Source organism: Mycobacterium sp. ST-F2, from assembly GCF_001905655.1.
GTDB lineage: Bacteria > Actinomycetota > Actinomycetes > Mycobacteriales > Mycobacteriaceae > Mycobacterium.
Map to the genome: position 1 here is coordinate 1 of NZ_JMHT01000001.1, position 18,818 is coordinate 18,818.

The window sequence follows — 18,818 nt, forward strand, 5'->3', positions numbered from 1 at the left end:
CCCGGCAACGACGCGCCAACCACCTCTACACCCTCATCTGTGAAGAGCCGCGAATCGCCGGGGCGGGTGTTATCGAGCAACTCGACCAAGCGAAAGTCGCCGCAGGTCCTGCGCGTAATGAATCCGAGTGCAGACACATTCGTGATGAAGCCGAGACCTGTGCACTTTCGGTGAGTGCTAAGAATAATTCGCCGCTCAATGGGCGGTGCTTATCGATCAACGCAGATTGCTCGTAATGACGAGCACCTCCGAAGTATTGCGCTAGTCGTTCGGGCCCCGTTGAAACAAGAGGATATGGACGTGAACAGATCGATCAATAGACGATCGCTCATTTTCGGAGGCGTGTCCGCCGGCGCATTAGTAGCCACCGGATTGTCGCTCGACGGTCTGCTTTCCGGACGTCGCGACTTTCCTCTGAATAACGTGGCACGGCCCCTTCCCACGTACGGCTTCGCCGGCGGCTCGGACCTTTACTTCTCGGACGCGACGAATATCTCCCGCACATTGGACATCGCGGTCGCGGGCGTCGCCGGCGGAATCCGATTCGATATTCCGTGGTATTACGTCCAGAATCAACAGGCCACCTTCAACTGGACGATCGTGGACACCATCGTCGCGCAGGCTAACTCCAGGAACCTGTTCGTCCTCGGGTCGATCGTGTCCTCGCCGCCGTGGGCGGCGGCGACGAACAGCGGCAGCCCCTGGGTTCGCCCGCGAAGCGCCACCGAGTACGCGGACTTCTGCGCCGCTGTGGCAACCCGGTACCGAGGGCAGATCGACGCCTACGAGATCTGGAACGAGCCGAACGGAACGCTGTTCTTCAGTCCGAGCGTCGACCCCGTGTTCTACACCTCGATGGTCAAGGCCGCGTACCCGAAGATCAAGGCCGTCGACCCGTCCGTCACCGTGCTCGCGGGCGCGTTGGCCCAGACGGGAACGGTCGGAGGCAACATGTCGTCCAACGACTTCCTGTCGAGGATGTACGCGAACGGTCTGGCGGGTTCGTGCGACGCCGTCTCGTTCCATCCCTACGACTGGTCGTTCAGCACGACCTTCGCCCAGCAGATGCGCACCAACGGCTCGGCCATGCGGCAGGCGATCGACCTGCACAACCTGATGAAAGCCAACGGCGACGGCGCCAAGAAGCTCTGGGCATCCGAATTCGGCGTTCCCACAGTCGGTTCGGTCTCACAGACGACTCAGAACACCCTTCTCGTCGGGTCGCTTCAGCAGTGGCAGGAGGTCTCGTTCGGCGGACCGCTCTTCATCCACGGCCTCCGCGACAGGGCCACCGGCAGCTCCAACATGGAGGACGTCTTCGGTGTGGCGACCACCGCGTACGAGCCGAAGATCGCGCTGAACGGGCTCAACGGTCTGGCACGCGGCGGCTTCCCGAAGCGCTACGAGTATCAGGTGTTCATGCAGAACGTCGACTCCGCGCTGGGATCGCCTGTGGGACCGGCGTTTCCGCAGAGCTACGGCTACGCCCAGGAATGTGAGAACGGCACTCGGTACGCCACCAACCACGGCTTCATCAGCTCGCCGACCGCGGTCGCCGCAGTGGCGCGGGCGTGGAACGTCGTGCCGCTCTCCCCGCTGGCCAACGGGATCCAGGACATGGACGTCACCGGCGGCTTCCGCGTGTTCACCAGGTCCGACCTGGGCACCCACGCCGTGTACGGAGCGATTCTCGCGGCCTGGCAAGCCGATATGGGCTTCCCCAAGACCGACCAGTACCAGCCGTCCGGCACGAACGGCGCCAGGGTCGAGTTCGAATTCGCGACGATCACCTGGACACCGGGCGGCGGCACCGTGGTGACCCGCGTCGCCGCCTGACCGCGGCTCACCGACCCGGCACTGCTATGGGCCTGCCGGCATACCGATACCATCGACACCCATGACGAGCCTCATCGAGCCAGCCAGCGAGCACGAGATCGACATCCACACCACCGCAGGCAAGCTGGAAGACCTGCGTAGGCGTACCGAAGAGACCCTGCATCCCGTCGGCGAGGCCGCCGTGGAGAAGGTCCATCAGAAGGGCAAGCTCACTGCCCGTGAGCGCATCCTGGCGCTGCTGGACGAGGGCTCGTTCGTCGAGCTCGACGCGCTGGCCAAGCACCGGAGCACCAACTTCGGCCTCGGCGACAAGCACCCGCTCGGCGACGGTGTGGTGACCGGTTACGGCACCATCGACGGCCGCGAGGTCTGCATCTTCAGCCAGGACGCCACCGTCTTCGGCGGCAGCCTCGGTGAGGTCTACGGCGAGAAGATCGTCAAGGTCCAGGAGCTGGCCATCAAGACCGGCCGCCCGCTGATCGGCATCAACGACGGCGCCGGCGCCCGCATCCAGGAGGGTGTGGTCTCGCTCGGCCTGTACAGCCGCATCTTCCGCAACAACATCCTGGCGTCGGGTGTCATCCCCCAGATTTCGCTCATCATGGGCGCCGCGGCCGGTGGCCACGTCTACTCCCCCGCGCTCACCGACTTCATCATCATGGTCGACCAGACCAGCCAGATGTTCATCACCGGCCCGGACGTCATCAAGACCGTCACCGGTGAAGAGGTCACCATGGAGGAGCTGGGCGGCGCCCACACCCATGAGGCCAAGTCCGGCACCGTGCACTACGTCGCCTCGGGCGAGCAGGACGCTCTGGACTACGTCCGCGACCTGCTGAGCTACCTGCCCCCGAACAACTACGCCGAGCCGCCGCGCCTGCCCGCGCCGCCGCACCCGGGCGCCATCGAGGACAACCTCACCGACGAGGACCTCGAGCTCGACACCCTCATCCCGGATTCGCCGAACCAGCCGTACGACATGCACGAGGTCATCTCGCGCATCCTCGACGACGACGAATTCCTGGAGATCCAGCCCGGCTACGCGCAGAACATCGTCATCGGCTTCGGCCGCATCGACGGCCGCCCGGTCGGCATCGTGGCCAACCAGCCGACGCAGTTCGCCGGCTGCCTGGACATCAACGCCTCGGAGAAGGCCGCGCGGTTCATCCGCACCTGCGACGCCTTCAACATCCCGATCATCATGCTGGTGGACGTCCCGGGCTTCCTGCCGGGCACCGAGCAGGAGTACAACGGCATCATCCGCCGCGGCGCCAAACTGCTGTACGCCTACGGTGAGGCCACCGTCGCCAAGATCACCGTCATCACCCGTAAGGCCTACGGCGGCGCGTACTGCGTCATGGGCTCCAAGGACATGGGTTGCGACGTCAACCTGGCGTGGCCGACGGCCCAGATCGCCGTCATGGGTGCCTCCGGTGCCGTCGGCTTCGTCTACCGCTCCGAACTCAAGGCCGCCGAGGCCAAGGGCGAGGACGTCGACGCCCTGCGCCTGCAGCTGCAGCAGGAGTACGAGGACACCCTGGTGAACCCGTACGTCGCCGCCGAGCGTGGCTACGTCGACGCGGTCATCCCGCCGTCGCACACCCGCGGCTACATCGCGAACTCGCTGCGTCTGCTGGAGCGCAAGATCGTGCAGACGCCGCCGAAGAAGCATGGGAACATCCCACTGTGAGCGCTGACGTGCAGTCCCCCGAAGCCGAAGTTCAGCCGGAAGCTCCCGTCGCCCCGCTGTTCCAGGTCGTCAAGGGCAACCCGTCCGACGAGGAGCTCGCCGCGCTGGTGACGGTGCTGGCCAGTGCTTCCGGCGGCGGTGCCGCCGAGGCCGGTGACCGCAACGACTGGGGCCACCCGGTGTCCAAGCTGCGGTACGCCTACACCAGCTGGCAGCTGGTGACGTTGGTGGAGCGCACCTTCATCCGTCGATGAGACTGGTTCTGGGCTCGGCCTCCGCGGGCCGGCTCAGTGTCTTGCGCAAGGCCGGTGTCGAACCTGTCGTCCTGGTGTCCGATGTCGACGAGGACGCGATCATCGCGTCTCTCGGCGACGCCGGCCCCGGTGTTGTCGTGCGCGCCCTGGCAACCGCCAAGGCGCAGCGGGTCGCCGAATCACTCGACGCGAGTCTGTCGTCGGATTGCGTTGTGGTCGGCTGCGATTCGATGCTCGAGTTCGACGGCCGCTTGACCGGCAAGCCGGGCTCCCCCGATGTGGCGCGGCAGCAATGGAATTCGATGGCAGGCCGCAGCGCCGTGCTGCATACCGGCCATTGTGTCCTGCGCCTGACCGATGGTGCCGTCGCGGCCCAGGTCAGCGAACTGGGTTCCACCACAGTGCATTTCGGTGAGCCGAGCACCACGGATCTGGACGCCTACATCGGCACCGGCGAACCCCTGTGGGTGGCCGGCGCTTTCACCCTCGACGGCCTGGGCAGCTGGTTCATCGACGGCATCGACGGCGACCCGTCCAATGTCATCGGGCTGAGCCTGCCCCTGCTGCGCCGCATGCTGGCCCAGCTCGGCGTGTCCGTCGCGGAGCTGTGGGCCGCCAACCGGCCCGCGTAACTTTTTCCCGACTCCACCTATCCGCAGCGCATCCCGTACCGAACTCCTGGTGACCAACCAGGAAGGACGGCACGGTGCGGCGGATTGCAGTGGTCGGCAGCGGCATATCGGGACTCACCGCGGCGTGGGTGCTCGCCCGCGACGCGGACGTCACCCTCTTCGAGGCGCAACCGCGATGTGGTGGCCACGCCCACACGCATGAGCTGGCCGCGCGCCACGACGGAGTCGGGACCGTCGGCGTCGACTCCGGATTCATCGTGCACAACGACCGGACCTACCCGACCCTGCTTCGACTGTTCTCCGAACTCGGCGTCCGCACCCAGGAGTCCGACATGTCGATGTCGGTCTGCTGCGAGGGATGCGGCCTGGAGTACGCCGGGGCAAAAGGCCTGACCGGCCTCTTCGCCGCGCCAGGCTCGCTGTTCTCGCCGCGCTACCTGCGCATGCTGGCGGAGGTGACGCGCTTCCACCGCCTCGCGCGTGCCGAACTCGCGCACGGTGTGCCGGACGGCCGAACCCTCGGTGAATTCCTGACGGCAGCAGGGTTTTCCAGGTACTTCGTCACGCATTTCATGGTGCCGTTGGTCGCGGCGGTCTGGTCGAGTCCGCCGGACGTCGCGCTCGACTACCCGGTCGGCTATCTGCTGGCGTTCCTCGATCACCACGGGATGTTGACGGTGTTCGGTTCACCGACCTGGCGGACGGTGACCGGGGGCTCTGCGCGGTACGTCGAAGCGATCACCGCGCGCCTGCCGTCGGTACGCGTCGGCGTGCCCGTACGCGCCGTCACCCGCAACGCCGACGGGGTGCTGGTGCGTGACGACGCGGACCGGGTCGAGCCGTTCGACGCGGCTGTCATCGCGACCCATCCGAATCAGGCCCTGTCGATCCTGGACCAGCCGACGGCGCACGAGATCGAGATCCTCGGTGCGCTGCGGTACTCGATCAATCACACTGCGCTGCATACCGATACGTCGCTGCTGCCGCGGCGTCCCGGCGCCCGCGCGTCATGGAACTACCGGATGCCGGCCTGCGACGTGACCGCGGATCAGGTCCTGGTCAGCTACGACCTCAATCGGCTACAGCGACTCGACGCCAGCACCGACCGGCGGTTCGTGGTGACGCTGGGCGGCGGCGCTCGGGTCCACCCGAGCCAGATCATCGCGACCATGCTCTATGACCACCCGCAGTACTCCCCCGAATTCCGTGCCGCACAACAGCGCCTGCACACGCTTGGCGATCACCGGCTGGCATTCGCCGGCGCGTATCACGGCTGGGGTTTTCACGAAGACGGCGCGGTGTCCGGCGTGGTCGCGGCGGAGCGACTCGGCGGCAGGTGGCGCGGTCCGGTGCCGCCGCTGCGACATCCGGCGGGGAATGTGGCATGAGCCCAGCACAGATCGTGCGCACCAGCATCCACCACATGCGGGCCGTTCCGGTGCGGCATGCGTTCACCTACCGCAGCTACAGCTGGCTGGTCGATCTCGACGACCTGCCCGCACTGCCCCGACCGCTACGACCGTTGGCCGGGTTCCACGCCGCCGACCACGTCGGCGATCCGCACCGCACACTCCGCGAGAACGTCGACTCGTATCTCGACCAGAACGGCATCGATCTCGGCGGCGGCCGCATCCGAATGTTGGCCAATGCCCGAGTCTTCGGCTTCGTGTTCAACCCGCTGACGCTCTACTGGTGCCACGACGCCGGCGGCGCACTCGTCTGCGCCATCGCCGAGGTCCACAACACCTATGGGGAACGCCACCGCTACCTGCTGCGCGCCGATCATCGCGGCGAGGTGACAGTGCCCAAGGCGTTCTACGTCTCCCCGTTCAACTCCGTCAGTGGCCGATACCTGCTGCGGGTTCCCGAACCGGCCCGCGGCCGGCTCGGTGTGGCGGTCACCCTCCTCGACGAGTCCGGCGGGGTCGTCCTGACCGCCACCTGGACCGGGTCGATCCATCCTGCGCGTCCCGCAACCGTTTTGGCCACCGCACTGGCAGCGCCGCTGGCGCCGCTGCTGGTCGCAGCACGCATCCGCTGGCAGGGCGTGCGCCTCTGGGCGCGCGGCCTGCCCCTGCATCCCTGCCCCCAGGAGGTCGCCCTATGACGAACCAACTCCACGACGCTGCCGCCTACGATCCCTTCCTGCCGGCGAGGTGGACCGACATCGCCCAGGTGCCAAGCGGTTTACGCACCAGGTTGGGCACGCCCGTCACCCGGGCGTTGTTCCGCGCCGCCGTACGGGACCTGCCGCTGCGGGTCGAGTATCCGGACGGCACTGTCCAGGGTGCAGGCGGTGCGGCCGACCCGGCGGCACCGCGAATGTTGTTGCACCGCCCTGACGATTTCTTCGGCCGGATCGCGAACAGTGGTCTGATCGGCTTCGGCGAGGCCTACATGGTCGGTGACTGGTCGGCGCCCGAGCTCACCGCCGTACTCACCGCGCTGGCATCCCGCATCGACACCGTCGTACCGGCCGTGTTCCAGGGACTGCGCGCCATCCTGCTGCCCCGCACCCCACGCAACCACCGTGGGGCGCAAGCGGATACGCGCGCGAACATCGCCCATCACTACGACCTGTCGAACGAGTTCTTCAGCATGTTCCTCGATCCGACGCTGACCTACTCGTGCGCGCTGTTCGAAACCCTCGACCCACCACCGGCCTGGCGCGACCTGCGCGCCGCACAGCACCGCAAGATCGACCGGCTGCTTGATGCCACGGGCGTCCGCGCCGGCACACGCCTACTCGAAATCGGCACCGGCTGGGGCGAATTGGCCATCCGGGCCGCGCAACGCGGCGCGCACGTGCACACCGTGACGCTGTCGCGCGAGCAGCAGCTGCTGGCCCGGGAACGCATCGCCGCGGCCGGGCTGTCGGACCGGATCACCGTCGAGCTGTGCGACTACCGTGACATCACCGGCAGGTACGACGCGATCATCTCCATCGAGATGATCGAGGCCGTCGGGTATCGCTACCTCCCCGCCTACCTGCGCACGCTCGAGCGTCTCCTCGATGCCGACGGACGGGTCGGCCTGCAGCTGATCACCATGCCGCACAAGCGCATGCTGGCCTCCCGCGACACCTTCACCTGGGTGCACAAGTACATCTTCCCGGGCGGGTTCCTGCCATCGGTCAAGCTCATCGAACGCTCGATCGCAGCTCACACCACGCTGCACATCGCCGACCGCCATTCGTTCGGACCGCACTACGCCCACACCCTCAGACTGTGGCTGCAACGCTTCACCGCGAACAGCGCGGGCGCCGACGCACTGGGCTTCGACCGCATTTTCCGGCGGATGTGGCGCTTCTACCTCGCCTACTCCGAGGCGGGCTTCGCCTCGGGCTATCTGGACCTGCATCAACTGGTGCTCCGACCGAAGGCGCGATCGTGAGCACGCCATCCGGATCCGACGGGTTGCGCCAGATGGACACGGCTCCCCCGCAACCGTGCGACGATTCCCGGATGGGGGGTGAGCCGGACCGCGCAGCACTCCTGACCTCGATCGCCGCCGGCGACCGGGTGGCTTTTGCGGAGTTCTACGACCTGACCTCGGCACGGGTGTTCGGCCTGGCCTATCGCGTCGTGCGGGACAGGACCCTGGCCGAGGACGTGGTCCAGGAGGTGTTCCTCCAGCTGTGGTCATCGGCGGCACGGCAATACGATCCGGCCCTGGCCAGCCCCATCGGCTGGTTGATGACCATGACCCATCGCCGCAGCATCGATCGGGTCCGCTCCGAACAGTCGGCGGCCGACCGCAACCATGCCTACGGCGCCTCGAACCTCGGCCGGGAACATGACACCGTCGCCGATGAAGTGGGACAGCGCCTCGAGGAACAGGAAGTCACCGACTGCCTCGATGGATTGACCGCCGTCCAGCGCGAAGCCATCGGCCTGGCGTACTACAGCGGCCATACCTATCGGGAGGTCGCCGAGCACCTCGACGTCGCGCTCCCCACCATCAAGGCCCGTATCCGGGACGGCCTGATCCGCCTGAAGAACTGCTTGGGGGTGGGCACCGATGCCTGACAGCTACACCGAAGACGAACAGCAACTGCTCGATCTGGCCTATGTGTACGCACTCGATGCAGTGTCCGAGGCCGAACGCTCGGAGATCGCCGGCCGCCTCGGGGTGGCCGCACCGCACACCGCGCAGGAATTCGCCCGGATCGTCGGCGACACCCAGGAGACGATGGCCCTCGTCACCGCGGGTGACGCCCTGACGCCGTCCGCCGAACTGCGCGCACGCATTCTGCAGGCGATCGGCGTGCAGTCGGCGGGCGACAGTTCAGATGAATTGGCGCTCAGGCGCATTCGGCGACGGCGGCTGATCGTCCGCGTCGTGGCCGCCGCCGCGGTGATCTGCGCGATCGTCATCGGCACGACGGTGGTCGCCCAGAGATTCACGAATCACCCGGCACAGCAGACGGTTTCGCAGGTGTTGGCCAACCCCGACATCCGCACCTTCTCCGCCGAGGTCGCCGGCGGCACCATCACGCTCAGCGCCTCCCAACAGGCGAATGCCGTCGTCGTGGCAATGACCAATGTGCCCGCACCCCCGGCCGGCCACGTCTATCAGATGTGGTTCATCCCGGCGTCCGGAGCGCCACGGTCCGCCGGCACCATGAGCGCGGACACCATGCCACCGCCAGGCGGCGAGGTGATTCCGGCCCTGGACTCGGCCGCCAAGGTGGCTGTGACCGTCGAGCCCGGGACCGGGTCGAGTCAGCCGACGAGCACCCCCGTCGTCGTCGTCTCGCTGACCTGACGATGATGGCCGGCGCCTTCTTCGACGAACTCCTGGACCGCACCGTCGTGCTCGGCTACTCCCGCGTGGGTCTGGCTGTGCGACAACGATTCTGGCAGGCACCTGAGCTGCCGGACGACGCCCTCGCCGGCAGGACCGTGATGGTCACCGGGTCGAACTCCGGTATCGGCAAGGCCATTGCCACCGAATTGGCGACGCGCGGGGCGACGGTGTTGATGACGGTCCGCGACCGGGCCCGCGGCGAGGCCGCCCGGCGCGACGTGCTCATCGACGCGCCGGGCGCCGACGTTGCCGTGGAGGTGTGCGACGTATCGCACCTGGCCGCGGTCCGGTCGTTCGCCGCGGACATGCTGTCCCGGCGACCACGGTTGGACGCGGTGATCCACAACGCCGGGGCAATGCCCGAGGATCGGGCGGAAAGCGCTGAAGGACACGAGCTCTCGCTGGCCACCCACGTCCTGGGGCCGGTGTTGCTGACGGAGCTACTGCTGCCGGCGCTGACCGACGCCGCGCGGGTCGTGCTGATGTCCTCCGGCGGCATGTATACCCAGCCGCTGCCGGTCGACGACATCGAATACCGGCGCGGGCACTACCGCGGCGCGACGGCGTACGCCCGCAGTAAACGCATCCAGGTCGCGTTGACACCGCTACTGGCGCGGCGCTGGCCCGAATTGATGGTGGCCGCCATGCATCCGGGGTGGGCCGACACCCCGGGCGTCGCCCGGTCCCTGCCGGGTTTTCGCCGCGTGACGCGCCCGATCCTGCGGACGGCCGAGCAGGCCGCCGACACCGCAGTCTGGCTGACGGCGACGGACCCACCGCCACCGTCGGGACAGTTCTGGCACGACCGCCGGATCCGTCCCACGCATTACCTGCCCACCACCCATCACAACAACGCCGATGTGCAGCACGTGTGGCAGTACTGTGCCACCGCCATCGGCTTGTGAGGACTTGTCCCGCAATCAGATTCGCGCGAGTTCGCGGCGCAGCCCGCGCGCCCCGTCGTCGAGAAGGTGCGTCACCGCAAGCTGGAGCACGGGCTCGATCCACCGCAGCCACCCCTGAAACGCGAACCTGATGCGGTAGGTGACCTCAGTGCCGTCGGGGTGCGGGGCCACCGTGATGGTGTCCCGCGCGACGAGGTACTGGTTGACCCCGCGCAGTTCGATCGACCGCCCCGGTGTCAGGCCGGCCACTTCGTACGTCAGCTCCGACGTACGGCCGGCGAAGCGGGACGTGTTCACATAGCGGGTACCCACGCCGCCGTCACCGGCGACGCGTTCGGTGCGCACGGTGCCGGGGTCCCACTGCGTCGTGGTGGTGAAGTCCGCCAGGTAGGCGAAGACGGCGTCCGCGGGCGCGGCCACCACCAACCGACGTTGCGCGTCGATCATCGGGCCGCCTTCCCCAGTTGGTGGCGCAGGCACTGTTCGAGGTCCGGGCGCCGGAAGCGATGTCCGGCTGCGCTGAGCCGGCCGGGTACCACCCGCTGGCTGGCCATGGCCAGCTCTCGCGCCCCCTGCCTGCCGAGCAGCAGCGCCGGTCCCAGGGCGGGCACCGGCAGCACGGCCGGCCGGTGCAGCACCCCGGCCAGGGTCCGCGTGTAGTCCGCGTTACGAACCGGTTGCGGCGCAACGGCATTCACCGGACCAGACAGCCCGCCGTCGACCAGGGCGCGGTGGTACACGTCGACCAGATCGTCGATGTCGATCCAGGACAGCCACTGCCGCCCGTCACCCAGCGGCCCACCCAGACCCGCGGCGAACAGTGGCCGCATCAGCTGGAGCGTGCCGCCGCGCGGCGTCTGCACGATCCCGGTGCGGACGTTGACGACCCGCAGTCCGGCGGTGGTTGCGGGCGCCGTCGCGGCTTCCCAGTCGGCGACGACGTCGGCCAGGAACCCGTCGCCCGGTTGCGCCGATTCGTCGAGGTGCTCGTCGGCCCGGTCGTCTCCGTACCACCCGATCGCCGACGCGCTGACGAACACCGACGGCCCGTCGGTCGCCTGCGCGGCGCACTCGGCCAGCCGGCGGGTCGGCTCGATCCGGCTGTCGCGCACCACTTTCTTGTGCGCATCAGTGAACCGGCCTGCGATCGATGCTCCCGCCAGGTGCACCACGGCGTCGATCCCGTCGAGCAGATTCCCGGCGGGCGACTCGGGATCCCACCGGCGTTCGGTGTCGTCGCGTGGTTCACGGCGCACCAGCCGGATCACCCGGTAACCGCCGGTGGACAGGAAGGCGGTCAGAGCGCTGCCGACCAATCCCGATGCCCCGGTCACCGCCACCACATCGGGACGCTCACCGTGGTCGCGCGCCCACTGATGGGCGGCCAGGTCGTCGCTCAGCTGACGATGCCGATAGCGGAACGTCTGCTGCAGAAAGGCCCCGGGCACCGGCGTATCGACGCGGTCGGTGACCCGGGTGCGCCCGGTGCCGACGGCGTCGAAGCAGTGTTCGTGCCGCCAGCGCCCGATCAAACCTGTTGGTAGCGAACGCAACCCGTCTCGACCCAATTCGTCCACGAACCGTGCCGGCGGCGCGTAGTCAACACGATTGTGTTGGGCACTCCAGCGCAACCCGCCGGGCAGGCCCAGTACGGCGCGCCCGTCGGCCAGCGATGCCGCTTCCGCGACCACACTCATCGGTTGCCACGGCGGCAGCAACCTGTGGATGGCGCCCGGCCGGGCATGCCAGGCAAACACGTCGTCGCGCGGCGCGTCCACCACACTGCTGTACTCGATTCCCATGAAACCTCCGAGTCGAATCGGCTTCAGGTGGGATTCGGAGCCACCCGGCCGACGGATGGGCCAGGGATACCCACGAAAGAGATTCGAAAAACAGTGGCTCAGCTCACCGGCTTGTAGCTGAACGACACCTTGCCGTCGGCGACGTCAGTGACCGTCAGCGTGTAGTCACGGCTCTGACCGCCGACGACCGCGGTGCACCGCTGGGTCGCCCCGACCTTGTTCTCCACGTCTCCGGCACACTTGACCGTGGCGGCGCTCTGACCCAGTTGCGCCGCAAGGGAACTCTCCGCAACCGACTTCTCCAGCACCGGCGTCAGGCCGTAATTCATTGCGAGCCCCGATACTTCACTCACCACCGCGGTGCGCCGGCTGGTGAAACCGTCGTCCGTGATGTCACACAGCGCCACGGCACCCTGCTTGCCCTCGAGCCCCGACAGGCACACCACCGAGTCCGGAGCGGCCTTGCGGGTGCGGGTCACCATGTCGGCCACCGCCGCCTCCAATTGCGCCTTGGAGACCGCAGGAGTCATCGAATAGCTGACCTTGCCGTCGTCGACGCTGGAGACCGTGACCGTCGGCTGGATGCCGTAGGCGGGCGACATCGTGACGTCGCAGCGGGTGCTCTGCCCGACCCGGGCGATGAGGCCGCGCTCGCAGATCACGGCCTGCGGCGGCTGACTGGTGAAGGCATCGTGGATCGCCCGCTCGAGTGACGCCTTGTCCACCATCGGCAGCTGCGCGGACGGCTTCGCTTGCGTGGGTTCCTGTTCCGGGCGCGTCAGGCTGTAGATCAACGCCGCCAACCCGGTCACCAGCAGCCCAGCGATGACGACCAGTGCCAAGATGCGCGCCCTCATAGCCGCCATTGTGCCTCTCCCCCAATACGTTGATACCGACACGCCGCACGGCAATCGCGCCAACACGTTTGCCCTTACGGTTCTGCGGCGTATTTAGGGCGTAGGTACGCTCACAGTGTGCCGCTGCCCGCAGACCCACATCCCGCCTTCGCAACCTATGCGCATCCCGATCGCCTGGTGACCGCCGACTGGCTGTCCGGCAACATCGGACGCCCCGGTCTGGCCATCGTCGAATCCGACGAAGACGTCCTCCTCTACGACACCGGACACATCCCCGGTGCGGTGAAGATCGACTGGCATACCGACCTCAACGACCCGCACGTCCGCGACTACATCGACGGCGCCCAGTTCGCGGCGCTCATGGATCGCAAGGGCATCAGCCGGGACGACACCGTCGTGATCTACGGCGACAAGAGCAACTGGTGGGCTGCGTACGCGCTGTGGGTGTTCACGCTCTTCGGGCACCCGGACGTGCGTCTGCTCGACGGCGGCCGCGATCTGTGGATCACCAACGGCCGGGACACCACCCTGGACGTGCCGAGCAAGCAGACCACGGGGTACCCCGTGGTGGAGCGCAACGACGCTCCGATCCGGGCCTTCAAGGACGACGTCCTCGCGATCCTGGGCAAGGAGCCGCTGATCGACGTCCGCTCGCCGCAGGAGTACACCGGCGAGCGCACCCACATGCCCGACTACCCGGAGGAGGGTGCGCTGCGCGGCGGCCACATTCCCACCGCGCGGTCCATCCCGTGGGCGAAGGCCGTCGACGACAGCGGGCGGTTCCGCAGCCGCGCCGAACTCGATGAGCTGTACGGCTTCATCTCCCCCGACGACAAGGCGGTCGCCTACTGCCGTATCGGTGAGCGCTCCAGCCACACCTGGTTCGTGCTGACGCACCTCATCGGTCTGCCTGCCGTGCGCAACTACGACGGCTCGTGGACCGAATGGGGCAACGCGGTGCGGGTGCCCGTCGCCGTTGGTGAGGAACCGGGGCCGGCGCCGGGCTCCGCATGAGCGTGCCCGCGGCCCTGGCCGAGGTGGTGTCGGACTTCGCCGACGTTCAGGGGCAGGACAAGCTGGCGTTGCTGCTGGAGTTCGCCAATGAGCTCCCGCCGCTGCCGCCGACGCTCGAGGAAGCCGCGATGGAGCCGGTGCCGGAGTGCCAGTCACCGCTGTTCCTGCACGTCGACGCCGACGACCCGGACCACGTGCGGCTCTATTTCAGCGCGCCGGCCGAAGCGCCGACGACCCGCGGCTTCGCCGCGATCCTCGCCGCCGGGCTCGACGGCCTGTCCGCGACCGAAATCCTTGCCGTTCCCGACGATTTCTACGCCGAACTGGGCCTGGCTAAGCTGATCAGCCCCCTGCGGCTGCGGGGTATGTCGGCGATGCTGACCCGGATCAAGCGTCGCTTACGCGCTGGTTAGCCCCTAAAACCGCGCTACCGCGTTTTCGGCGGCCCCGTCAAAGTTTGCACCCGTCTAGTAGTCTGACGACGGGCCGCAGCAACGGTGCCGGTGCCCTGATCGGCTCTGCGTGCCACCCCGCCAGCCGACCGCCCGGCAAACGAAATTCACGAAAGAGGTCCGGCAGAGTGAACCGCCAGCCCCGGGATGTGATCCTCTACGAACTCAACGAGGTGCCGTGGGACGTCGTTGACATCTACGTCAAAAATCGGCCCAACTCCAACCTGGCCGCCCTGCTGAAGGAGGGCCAGTCCCAGACCACGGTGCACGAGGACCGCGCCGAGCAGATGGGTCTGCAGCCGTGGCGCACCTGGCCGACGCTGCACATGTCGACCTATGCCCACAACTCGTTCGACCTGGGCCAGGACCCGACCACGTTCAAGGGCGACCCGATCTGGGACGTCGCCGAGGCCGCGGGCCTGTCGGTCGGGCTGTTCGGCCCGATGCAGAGCTGGCCGGCGCGGCAGTTCAAGCACGGCGGCTTCTACGTTCCCGACACCTTCAGCCAGGACGCCAAGACCTACCCGCGGTCCCTGGAGCGCTTCCAGACCTTCAACCTGGCCATGACGGGCGCCAACGGCTTTTCGCCCGCCGAGGTCCTGAATCCGAAGATGCTGGCCGGTACCGCTGTCGACCTGTTGCGCCTGGGTCTGACCCCGCGCTCGGCCGCGACGGTGGCCACCCACCTGGTCAAGGAACGCAGGGACCCGCGCTACAAGGCCTTCCGCTCGGCCATGCAGGCGCCGCTGGGCTTCGACCTGTACTGGCACCAGCACCGCAAGCACAACCCGCGACTGTCCATCTTCTGGACCAATCACGTCGCCGGCATGATGCACCGCTTCTGGGGCGACACCATGCCCGGCTACACCGAGAAGTTCGAGTACGCCGCCGACGAGGTCTACGGCAGCTTCATCATCGAGGCCATGGACCTCACCGATCGCCAGCTCGGCCGGATCCGCAAGTACATGGCCAAGCACCCGCAATCCATGCTGGTGCTGTCGGCGAGCATGGGTCAGGGCCCGGTCGAGACGCTCGAGCTCGGCGACACCCTGTTCGTGCTCGACGACCACAGCAAGCTCGTCTCGGCACTGGGTCTGGCGCCGGCCGAACTCGGGCTGGCGATGTATCCGATGATCTCGCTGGCGTTCGCCTCTGAGGCCGATGCCCAGGCGGCTGTGGCACCGCTCGAGTCGGTCCACGCCGAAGGCCGCGGCCCCCTGTTGGCGCGGGTGCGCGCCGAGGGCAAGACGGTGACGTTCGGCGTCGACTACCAGATCGACAGCGACCCCGACGCCACCTTCCGCTGGCGTCCCACGGGTTCGGACGCCGAGGTGGTCGGCAAACCTGCCGACCTCGGATTCGGCATCGAGCACCGTGTCGGCGGCATCAACACCGGCTATCACATCCCCGAAGGCATCCTGCTGACCGCGGGCGCCGGGGTGCCCAAGGATGCGTCGCGCAAAGAGGTCGACGTGCTGGACGTGGCACCGTCGTTGCTGGCCAACGTCCTGGGCGTGGAGCCGGCGCCGTCGATGCAGGGTATTCCGACGTTGTTCCTGTAATTCCGTGGCTGCCATCCGTCGGGTCGGGATGGCGACACACCACCCCCGGTATCGGGCGCATACAATGCGCCCGATACATTCTTAAAGACATTTCTTAGAGAACCGCCGTCAGGAGGCACTGTGGCCAACCACGCCAGTTCCAAGATCTCCAAGGTGCTAGTCGCCAACCGTGGAGAGATTGCCGTCCGGGTCATCCGGGCTGCCAAGGACGCCGGACTGGCCAGCGTCGCCGTTTACGCCGAGCCCGACGCCGACGCGCCGCACGTGCGGCTTGCCGACGAGGCCTTCGCGCTGGGCGGTCAGACTTCGGCCGAGTCGTACCTCGTCTTCGACAAGATCCTGGACGCCGCCGCCAAGTCGGGCGCCAACGCGATCCACCCGGGCTACGGCTTCCTGTCGGAGAACGCCGACTTCGCCCAGGCCGTGCTCGACGCTGGACTGATCTGGATCGGGCCCAGCCCGCAGTCCATCCGCGACCTCGGTGACAAGGTCACCGCGCGCCACATCGCCGCCAAGGCCAACGCTCCACTGGTGCCGGGTACCCCGGACCCCGTCAAGGATGCCGACGAGATCCTGGCCTTCGCCAAGGAGCACGGCCTGCCGATCGCCATCAAGGCCGCCTTCGGCGGTGGCGGCCGCGGCATGAAGGTCGCCCGCACCATCGAAGAGATCCCCGAGCTGTTCGACTCGGCCACCCGTGAGGCCGTCGCGGCCTTCGGTCGTGGCGAGTGCTTCGTCGAGCGCTACCTGGACAAGCCGCGCCACGTCGAGGCCCAGGTCATCGCCGACACGCACGGCAACGTCGTCGTCGCCGGTACCCGCGACTGCTCGCTGCAGCGCCGCTTCCAGAAGCTCGTCGAAGAGGCGCCCGCGCCGTTCCTGACCGACGCGCAGCGCAAGGAAATCCACGAGTCCGCCAAGCGCATCTGCAAGGAAGCCGGTTACTACGGTGCCGGCACCGTCGAGTACCTGGTCGGCCAGGACGGCCTGATCAGCTTCCTCGAGGTCAACACCCGTCTGCAGGTGGAACACCCGGTCACCGAGGAGACCGCGGGCGTCGACCTGGTGCTGCAGCAGTTCAAGATCGCCAACGGCGAGGCCCTGGACATCACCGAGGACCCGACCCCGCGCGGCCACTCGTTCGAGTTCCGCATCAACGGCGAGGACGCCGGCCGCGGATTCCTGCCGGCCCCCGGCCCCGTCTCGAAGTTCGAGGCGCCGACCGGCCCGGGTGTCCGGATGGACTCGGGCGTCGAGACCGGTTCGGTCATCGGCGGTCAGTTCGACTCGATGCTGGCCAAGCTGATCGTCACCGGCGCCACCCGCGACGAGGCCTTGGCCCGCTCGCGTCGTGCGCTGGCCGAGTTCAACGTCGAGGGTCTGGCCACGGTCATCCCGTTCCACCGCGCCGTGGTCTCGGACCCGGCCTTCATCGGTGACGGCGAGAAGTTCGACGTGCACACCCGCTGGATCGAGACCGAGTGGAACAACACCATCGAGCCGTTCACCGGTGGCGAGCCGCTGGATGACGAAGATGCGGCCCCGCGTCAGAAGGTCGTCGTCGAGGTCGGTGGCCGTCGCGTCGAAGTGTCGCTGCCCGGTGATCTGGCCATCGGTGGTGGCGGCGGTGCCGCTGCGGCCGGTGTCATCAAGAAGAAGCCGAAGCCGCGCAAGCGTGGCGCTGCCGGTGGCAAGGCCGCCTCGGGCGACTCCGTCACCGCGCCGATGCAGGGCACCGTTGTGAAGGTCGCCGTCGAGGAGGGCCAGCAGGTCTCCGCGGGTGACCTGATCGTCGTGCTCGAGGCCATGAAGATGGAGAACCCGGTGACCGCGCACAAGGACGGCACCGTGACCGGCCTGTCCGTCGAGGCCGGCGCCGCCATCACTCAGGGCACCGTCATCGCCGAGCTGAAGGACTAGTTCTTTCGCCTCCGCCGGGTGGCCAGTTCTCTGGTCACCCGGCGGATTTTTTCATCATGGAACCCATCGAGATCAATGCCGGCGCCTGGTATCTGCGCGCGCTGCGGGCCGACGACCGCATGGATGACCGGCCGTCCCTGGCCGACTTGGGTGAGCACTCCCCCGATCACGTGGAAACCCGTGCGACGCAATGGGAATCCGACACGCTGTATTCGTGGGCGGTGTGCGAGCCGACGACCGGCGAACTGCTGGCCGAGATCACCCTGGACCCCGGCACGCGCGAGATTTCTGTACGGACCCGCGCCGGGTTCGACGAGGCCGCTGCGACGGGAGTCGAGTCAGTGCGCCGCTTCGCGGCCGCGATGCTGGGCTGACAAGTCACTAGAACAGCAGCACCGGCAGGCTCATGGTCAGCACGATGGACATGAGCAGCAGCAGGAACCAGCCGGCGCCCTGCCAAGCCCACCAGACCTTGTCACCCCGCCAGGCCCGATAGGTCCGCACGAAGGCCCACACCCCGCTGCCGAACAGGAACAGCGGACCGGCCAGGGCCAGCACGGTGCGGTACGGCATGGTGCATGCCGCGGTGTCGAAGCCATTGCAATGCCGGACCCAGACGGCGGCGAGGACCATGAACCCGACGCCGACGCTGCCCATCACCAGGCCGAATCGCGCGGCCTCATGCACGCTGGGATCGTCGTCGCGGAATCTGTCAGTTGTCGGGCTGAGCATCGTTATCACCGCCACCCCCAGTATGCGCCCGATCGCCGCTACGGTGCCAGTCCACCCTCGGCAATCCGCTTGATCGCCGCCAGGCGCCGATCCCATTGTCTGCCAATGGTTTCCAGCTGGTTGCCCAACGCACTCAGTTTGGCACCCAATGCGCGATAACGAATCTCGCGGCCCACCTTGACCGGTTCCACCAGCCCCGCCTCGGCCAGCACCGTCAAATGCTTGGCGATGGCCTGGCGGCTCACCGGCAGCCGGCCGGCCAGCGCGCTCGCCGACAGGTCGTCGGCGCCCAGTTCGGTCAGGATGCGCCAGCGGGTCTCGTCGGCGAGCACCGCCAGCACCGCCTGCATATG

At 67.7% G+C, this 18,818-nt stretch carries 21 protein-coding genes; 16 read left to right on the forward strand and 5 right to left on the reverse strand.

Annotated features, from left to right (window positions below; genetic code table 11):
• The 11 genes from EB75_RS29660 to EB75_RS00050 form a co-directional block, all read left to right on the forward strand.
• On the forward strand, positions 1–236 hold a 236-nt coding region (locus EB75_RS29660), incomplete at its 5' end, for a hypothetical protein (RefSeq protein ID WP_217267669.1).
• Between the two features lie 187 nt (positions 237–423).
• Positions 424–1,836, forward strand: coding sequence for a cellulase family glycosylhydrolase (locus EB75_RS00005; RefSeq protein WP_073693445.1), 1,413 nt, complete (start codon positions 424–426; stop codon positions 1,834–1,836).
• A 61-nt stretch (positions 1,837–1,897) separates the two neighbouring features.
• Entirely contained in the window at positions 1,898–3,526 is a 1,629-nt protein-coding gene (locus tag EB75_RS00010) for an acyl-CoA carboxylase subunit beta (RefSeq protein WP_073693446.1), read from the forward strand.
• Positions 3,523–3,780 (forward strand): acyl-CoA carboxylase subunit epsilon, encoded by a 258-nt coding sequence (locus EB75_RS00015; RefSeq protein ID WP_073693447.1) that lies wholly within the window; start codon positions 3,523–3,525, stop codon positions 3,778–3,780. The genes EB75_RS00010 and EB75_RS00015 overlap by 4 nt, the downstream gene beginning before the upstream one ends.
• Positions 3,777–4,412, forward strand: coding sequence for a Maf family protein (locus EB75_RS00020; RefSeq protein ID WP_073693448.1), 636 nt, complete (start codon positions 3,777–3,779; stop codon positions 4,410–4,412). The genes EB75_RS00015 and EB75_RS00020 overlap by 4 nt, the downstream gene beginning before the upstream one ends.
• A 74-nt stretch (positions 4,413–4,486) precedes the next feature.
• A complete protein-coding gene (locus EB75_RS00025; protein ID WP_073693449.1) occupies positions 4,487–5,800 on the forward strand; it encodes an NAD(P)/FAD-dependent oxidoreductase in 1,314 nt (437 codons plus the stop codon).
• Entirely contained in the window at positions 5,797–6,519 is a 723-nt protein-coding gene (locus tag EB75_RS00030; protein ID WP_073693450.1) for a DUF1365 domain-containing protein, read from the forward strand. Before EB75_RS00025 ends, EB75_RS00030 begins: the two co-directional genes overlap by 4 nt.
• Positions 6,516–7,805, forward strand: a complete 1,290-nt coding sequence (locus EB75_RS00035) for an SAM-dependent methyltransferase (RefSeq protein ID WP_073693451.1) — start codon at positions 6,516–6,518, stop codon at positions 7,803–7,805. Before EB75_RS00030 ends, EB75_RS00035 begins: the two co-directional genes overlap by 4 nt.
• Positions 7,802–8,440, forward strand: a complete 639-nt coding sequence (sigK, locus tag EB75_RS00040) for an ECF RNA polymerase sigma factor SigK (RefSeq protein WP_083611829.1) — start codon at positions 7,802–7,804, stop codon at positions 8,438–8,440. Before EB75_RS00035 ends, sigK begins: the two co-directional genes overlap by 4 nt.
• Positions 8,433–9,179: an anti-sigma factor gene (locus EB75_RS00045; RefSeq protein WP_073693453.1), complete on the forward strand. Its 747-nt coding sequence runs from the start codon at positions 8,433–8,435 to the stop codon at positions 9,177–9,179. The genes sigK and EB75_RS00045 overlap by 8 nt, the downstream gene beginning before the upstream one ends.
• A 5-nt stretch (positions 9,180–9,184) precedes the next feature.
• Entirely contained in the window at positions 9,185–10,126 is a 942-nt protein-coding gene (locus tag EB75_RS00050; RefSeq protein ID WP_286150027.1) for an SDR family NAD(P)-dependent oxidoreductase, read from the forward strand.
• 15 nt (positions 10,127–10,141) lie between these two features.
• Here EB75_RS00050 and EB75_RS00055 read toward each other — a convergent pair whose 3' ends face one another.
• The 3 genes from EB75_RS00055 to EB75_RS00065 form a co-directional block, all read right to left on the reverse strand.
• Entirely contained in the window at positions 10,142–10,573 is a 432-nt protein-coding gene (locus EB75_RS00055) for an SRPBCC family protein (RefSeq protein ID WP_073693455.1), read from the reverse strand.
• A complete protein-coding gene (locus EB75_RS00060) occupies positions 10,570–11,928 on the reverse strand; it encodes a TIGR01777 family oxidoreductase (protein WP_073693456.1) in 1,359 nt (452 codons plus the stop codon). Before EB75_RS00060 ends, EB75_RS00055 begins: the two co-directional genes overlap by 4 nt.
• Positions 11,929–12,026: 98 nt before the next feature.
• A complete protein-coding gene (locus tag EB75_RS00065; protein WP_073693457.1) occupies positions 12,027–12,785 on the reverse strand; it encodes a DUF4333 domain-containing protein in 759 nt (252 codons plus the stop codon).
• 117 nt (positions 12,786–12,902) lie between these two features.
• On the opposite strand from EB75_RS00065, the gene EB75_RS00070 reads away from it, so the two are divergent.
• The 5 genes from EB75_RS00070 to EB75_RS00090 all read left to right on the forward strand — a co-directional run bounded on the left by EB75_RS00070 (position 12,903) and on the right by EB75_RS00090 (position 18,107).
• Positions 12,903–13,799, forward strand: a complete 897-nt coding sequence (locus EB75_RS00070) for a sulfurtransferase (RefSeq protein ID WP_073693458.1) — start codon at positions 12,903–12,905, stop codon at positions 13,797–13,799.
• A complete protein-coding gene (locus EB75_RS00075) occupies positions 13,796–14,212 on the forward strand; it encodes a SufE family protein (RefSeq protein WP_073693459.1) in 417 nt (138 codons plus the stop codon). The genes EB75_RS00070 and EB75_RS00075 overlap by 4 nt, the downstream gene beginning before the upstream one ends.
• A 167-nt stretch (positions 14,213–14,379) precedes the next feature.
• On the forward strand, positions 14,380–15,813 hold the full coding sequence (locus EB75_RS00080) for a hypothetical protein (RefSeq protein ID WP_142239331.1): 1,434 nt from the start codon (positions 14,380–14,382) through the stop codon (positions 15,811–15,813).
• Positions 15,814–15,933: 120 nt separating this feature from the next.
• Positions 15,934–17,733: an acetyl/propionyl/methylcrotonyl-CoA carboxylase subunit alpha gene (locus tag EB75_RS00085; protein WP_073693461.1), complete on the forward strand. Its 1,800-nt coding sequence runs from the start codon at positions 15,934–15,936 to the stop codon at positions 17,731–17,733.
• Positions 17,734–17,789: 56 nt separating this feature from the next.
• Positions 17,790–18,107 (forward strand): hypothetical protein, encoded by a 318-nt coding sequence (locus EB75_RS00090; protein ID WP_073693462.1) that lies wholly within the window; start codon positions 17,790–17,792, stop codon positions 18,105–18,107.
• Between the two features lie 7 nt (positions 18,108–18,114).
• Here EB75_RS00090 and EB75_RS00095 read toward each other — a convergent pair whose 3' ends face one another.
• Positions 18,115–18,465, reverse strand: a complete 351-nt coding sequence (locus tag EB75_RS00095; protein WP_073693463.1) for a hypothetical protein — start codon at positions 18,463–18,465, stop codon at positions 18,115–18,117.
• A 38-nt stretch (positions 18,466–18,503) separates the two neighbouring features.
• Complete coding sequence (locus tag EB75_RS00100) at positions 18,504–18,815, reverse strand: ArsR/SmtB family transcription factor (protein ID WP_073693520.1); 312 nt, start codon at positions 18,813–18,815, stop codon at positions 18,504–18,506.
• Positions 18,816–18,818 lie beyond the last annotated feature (3 nt).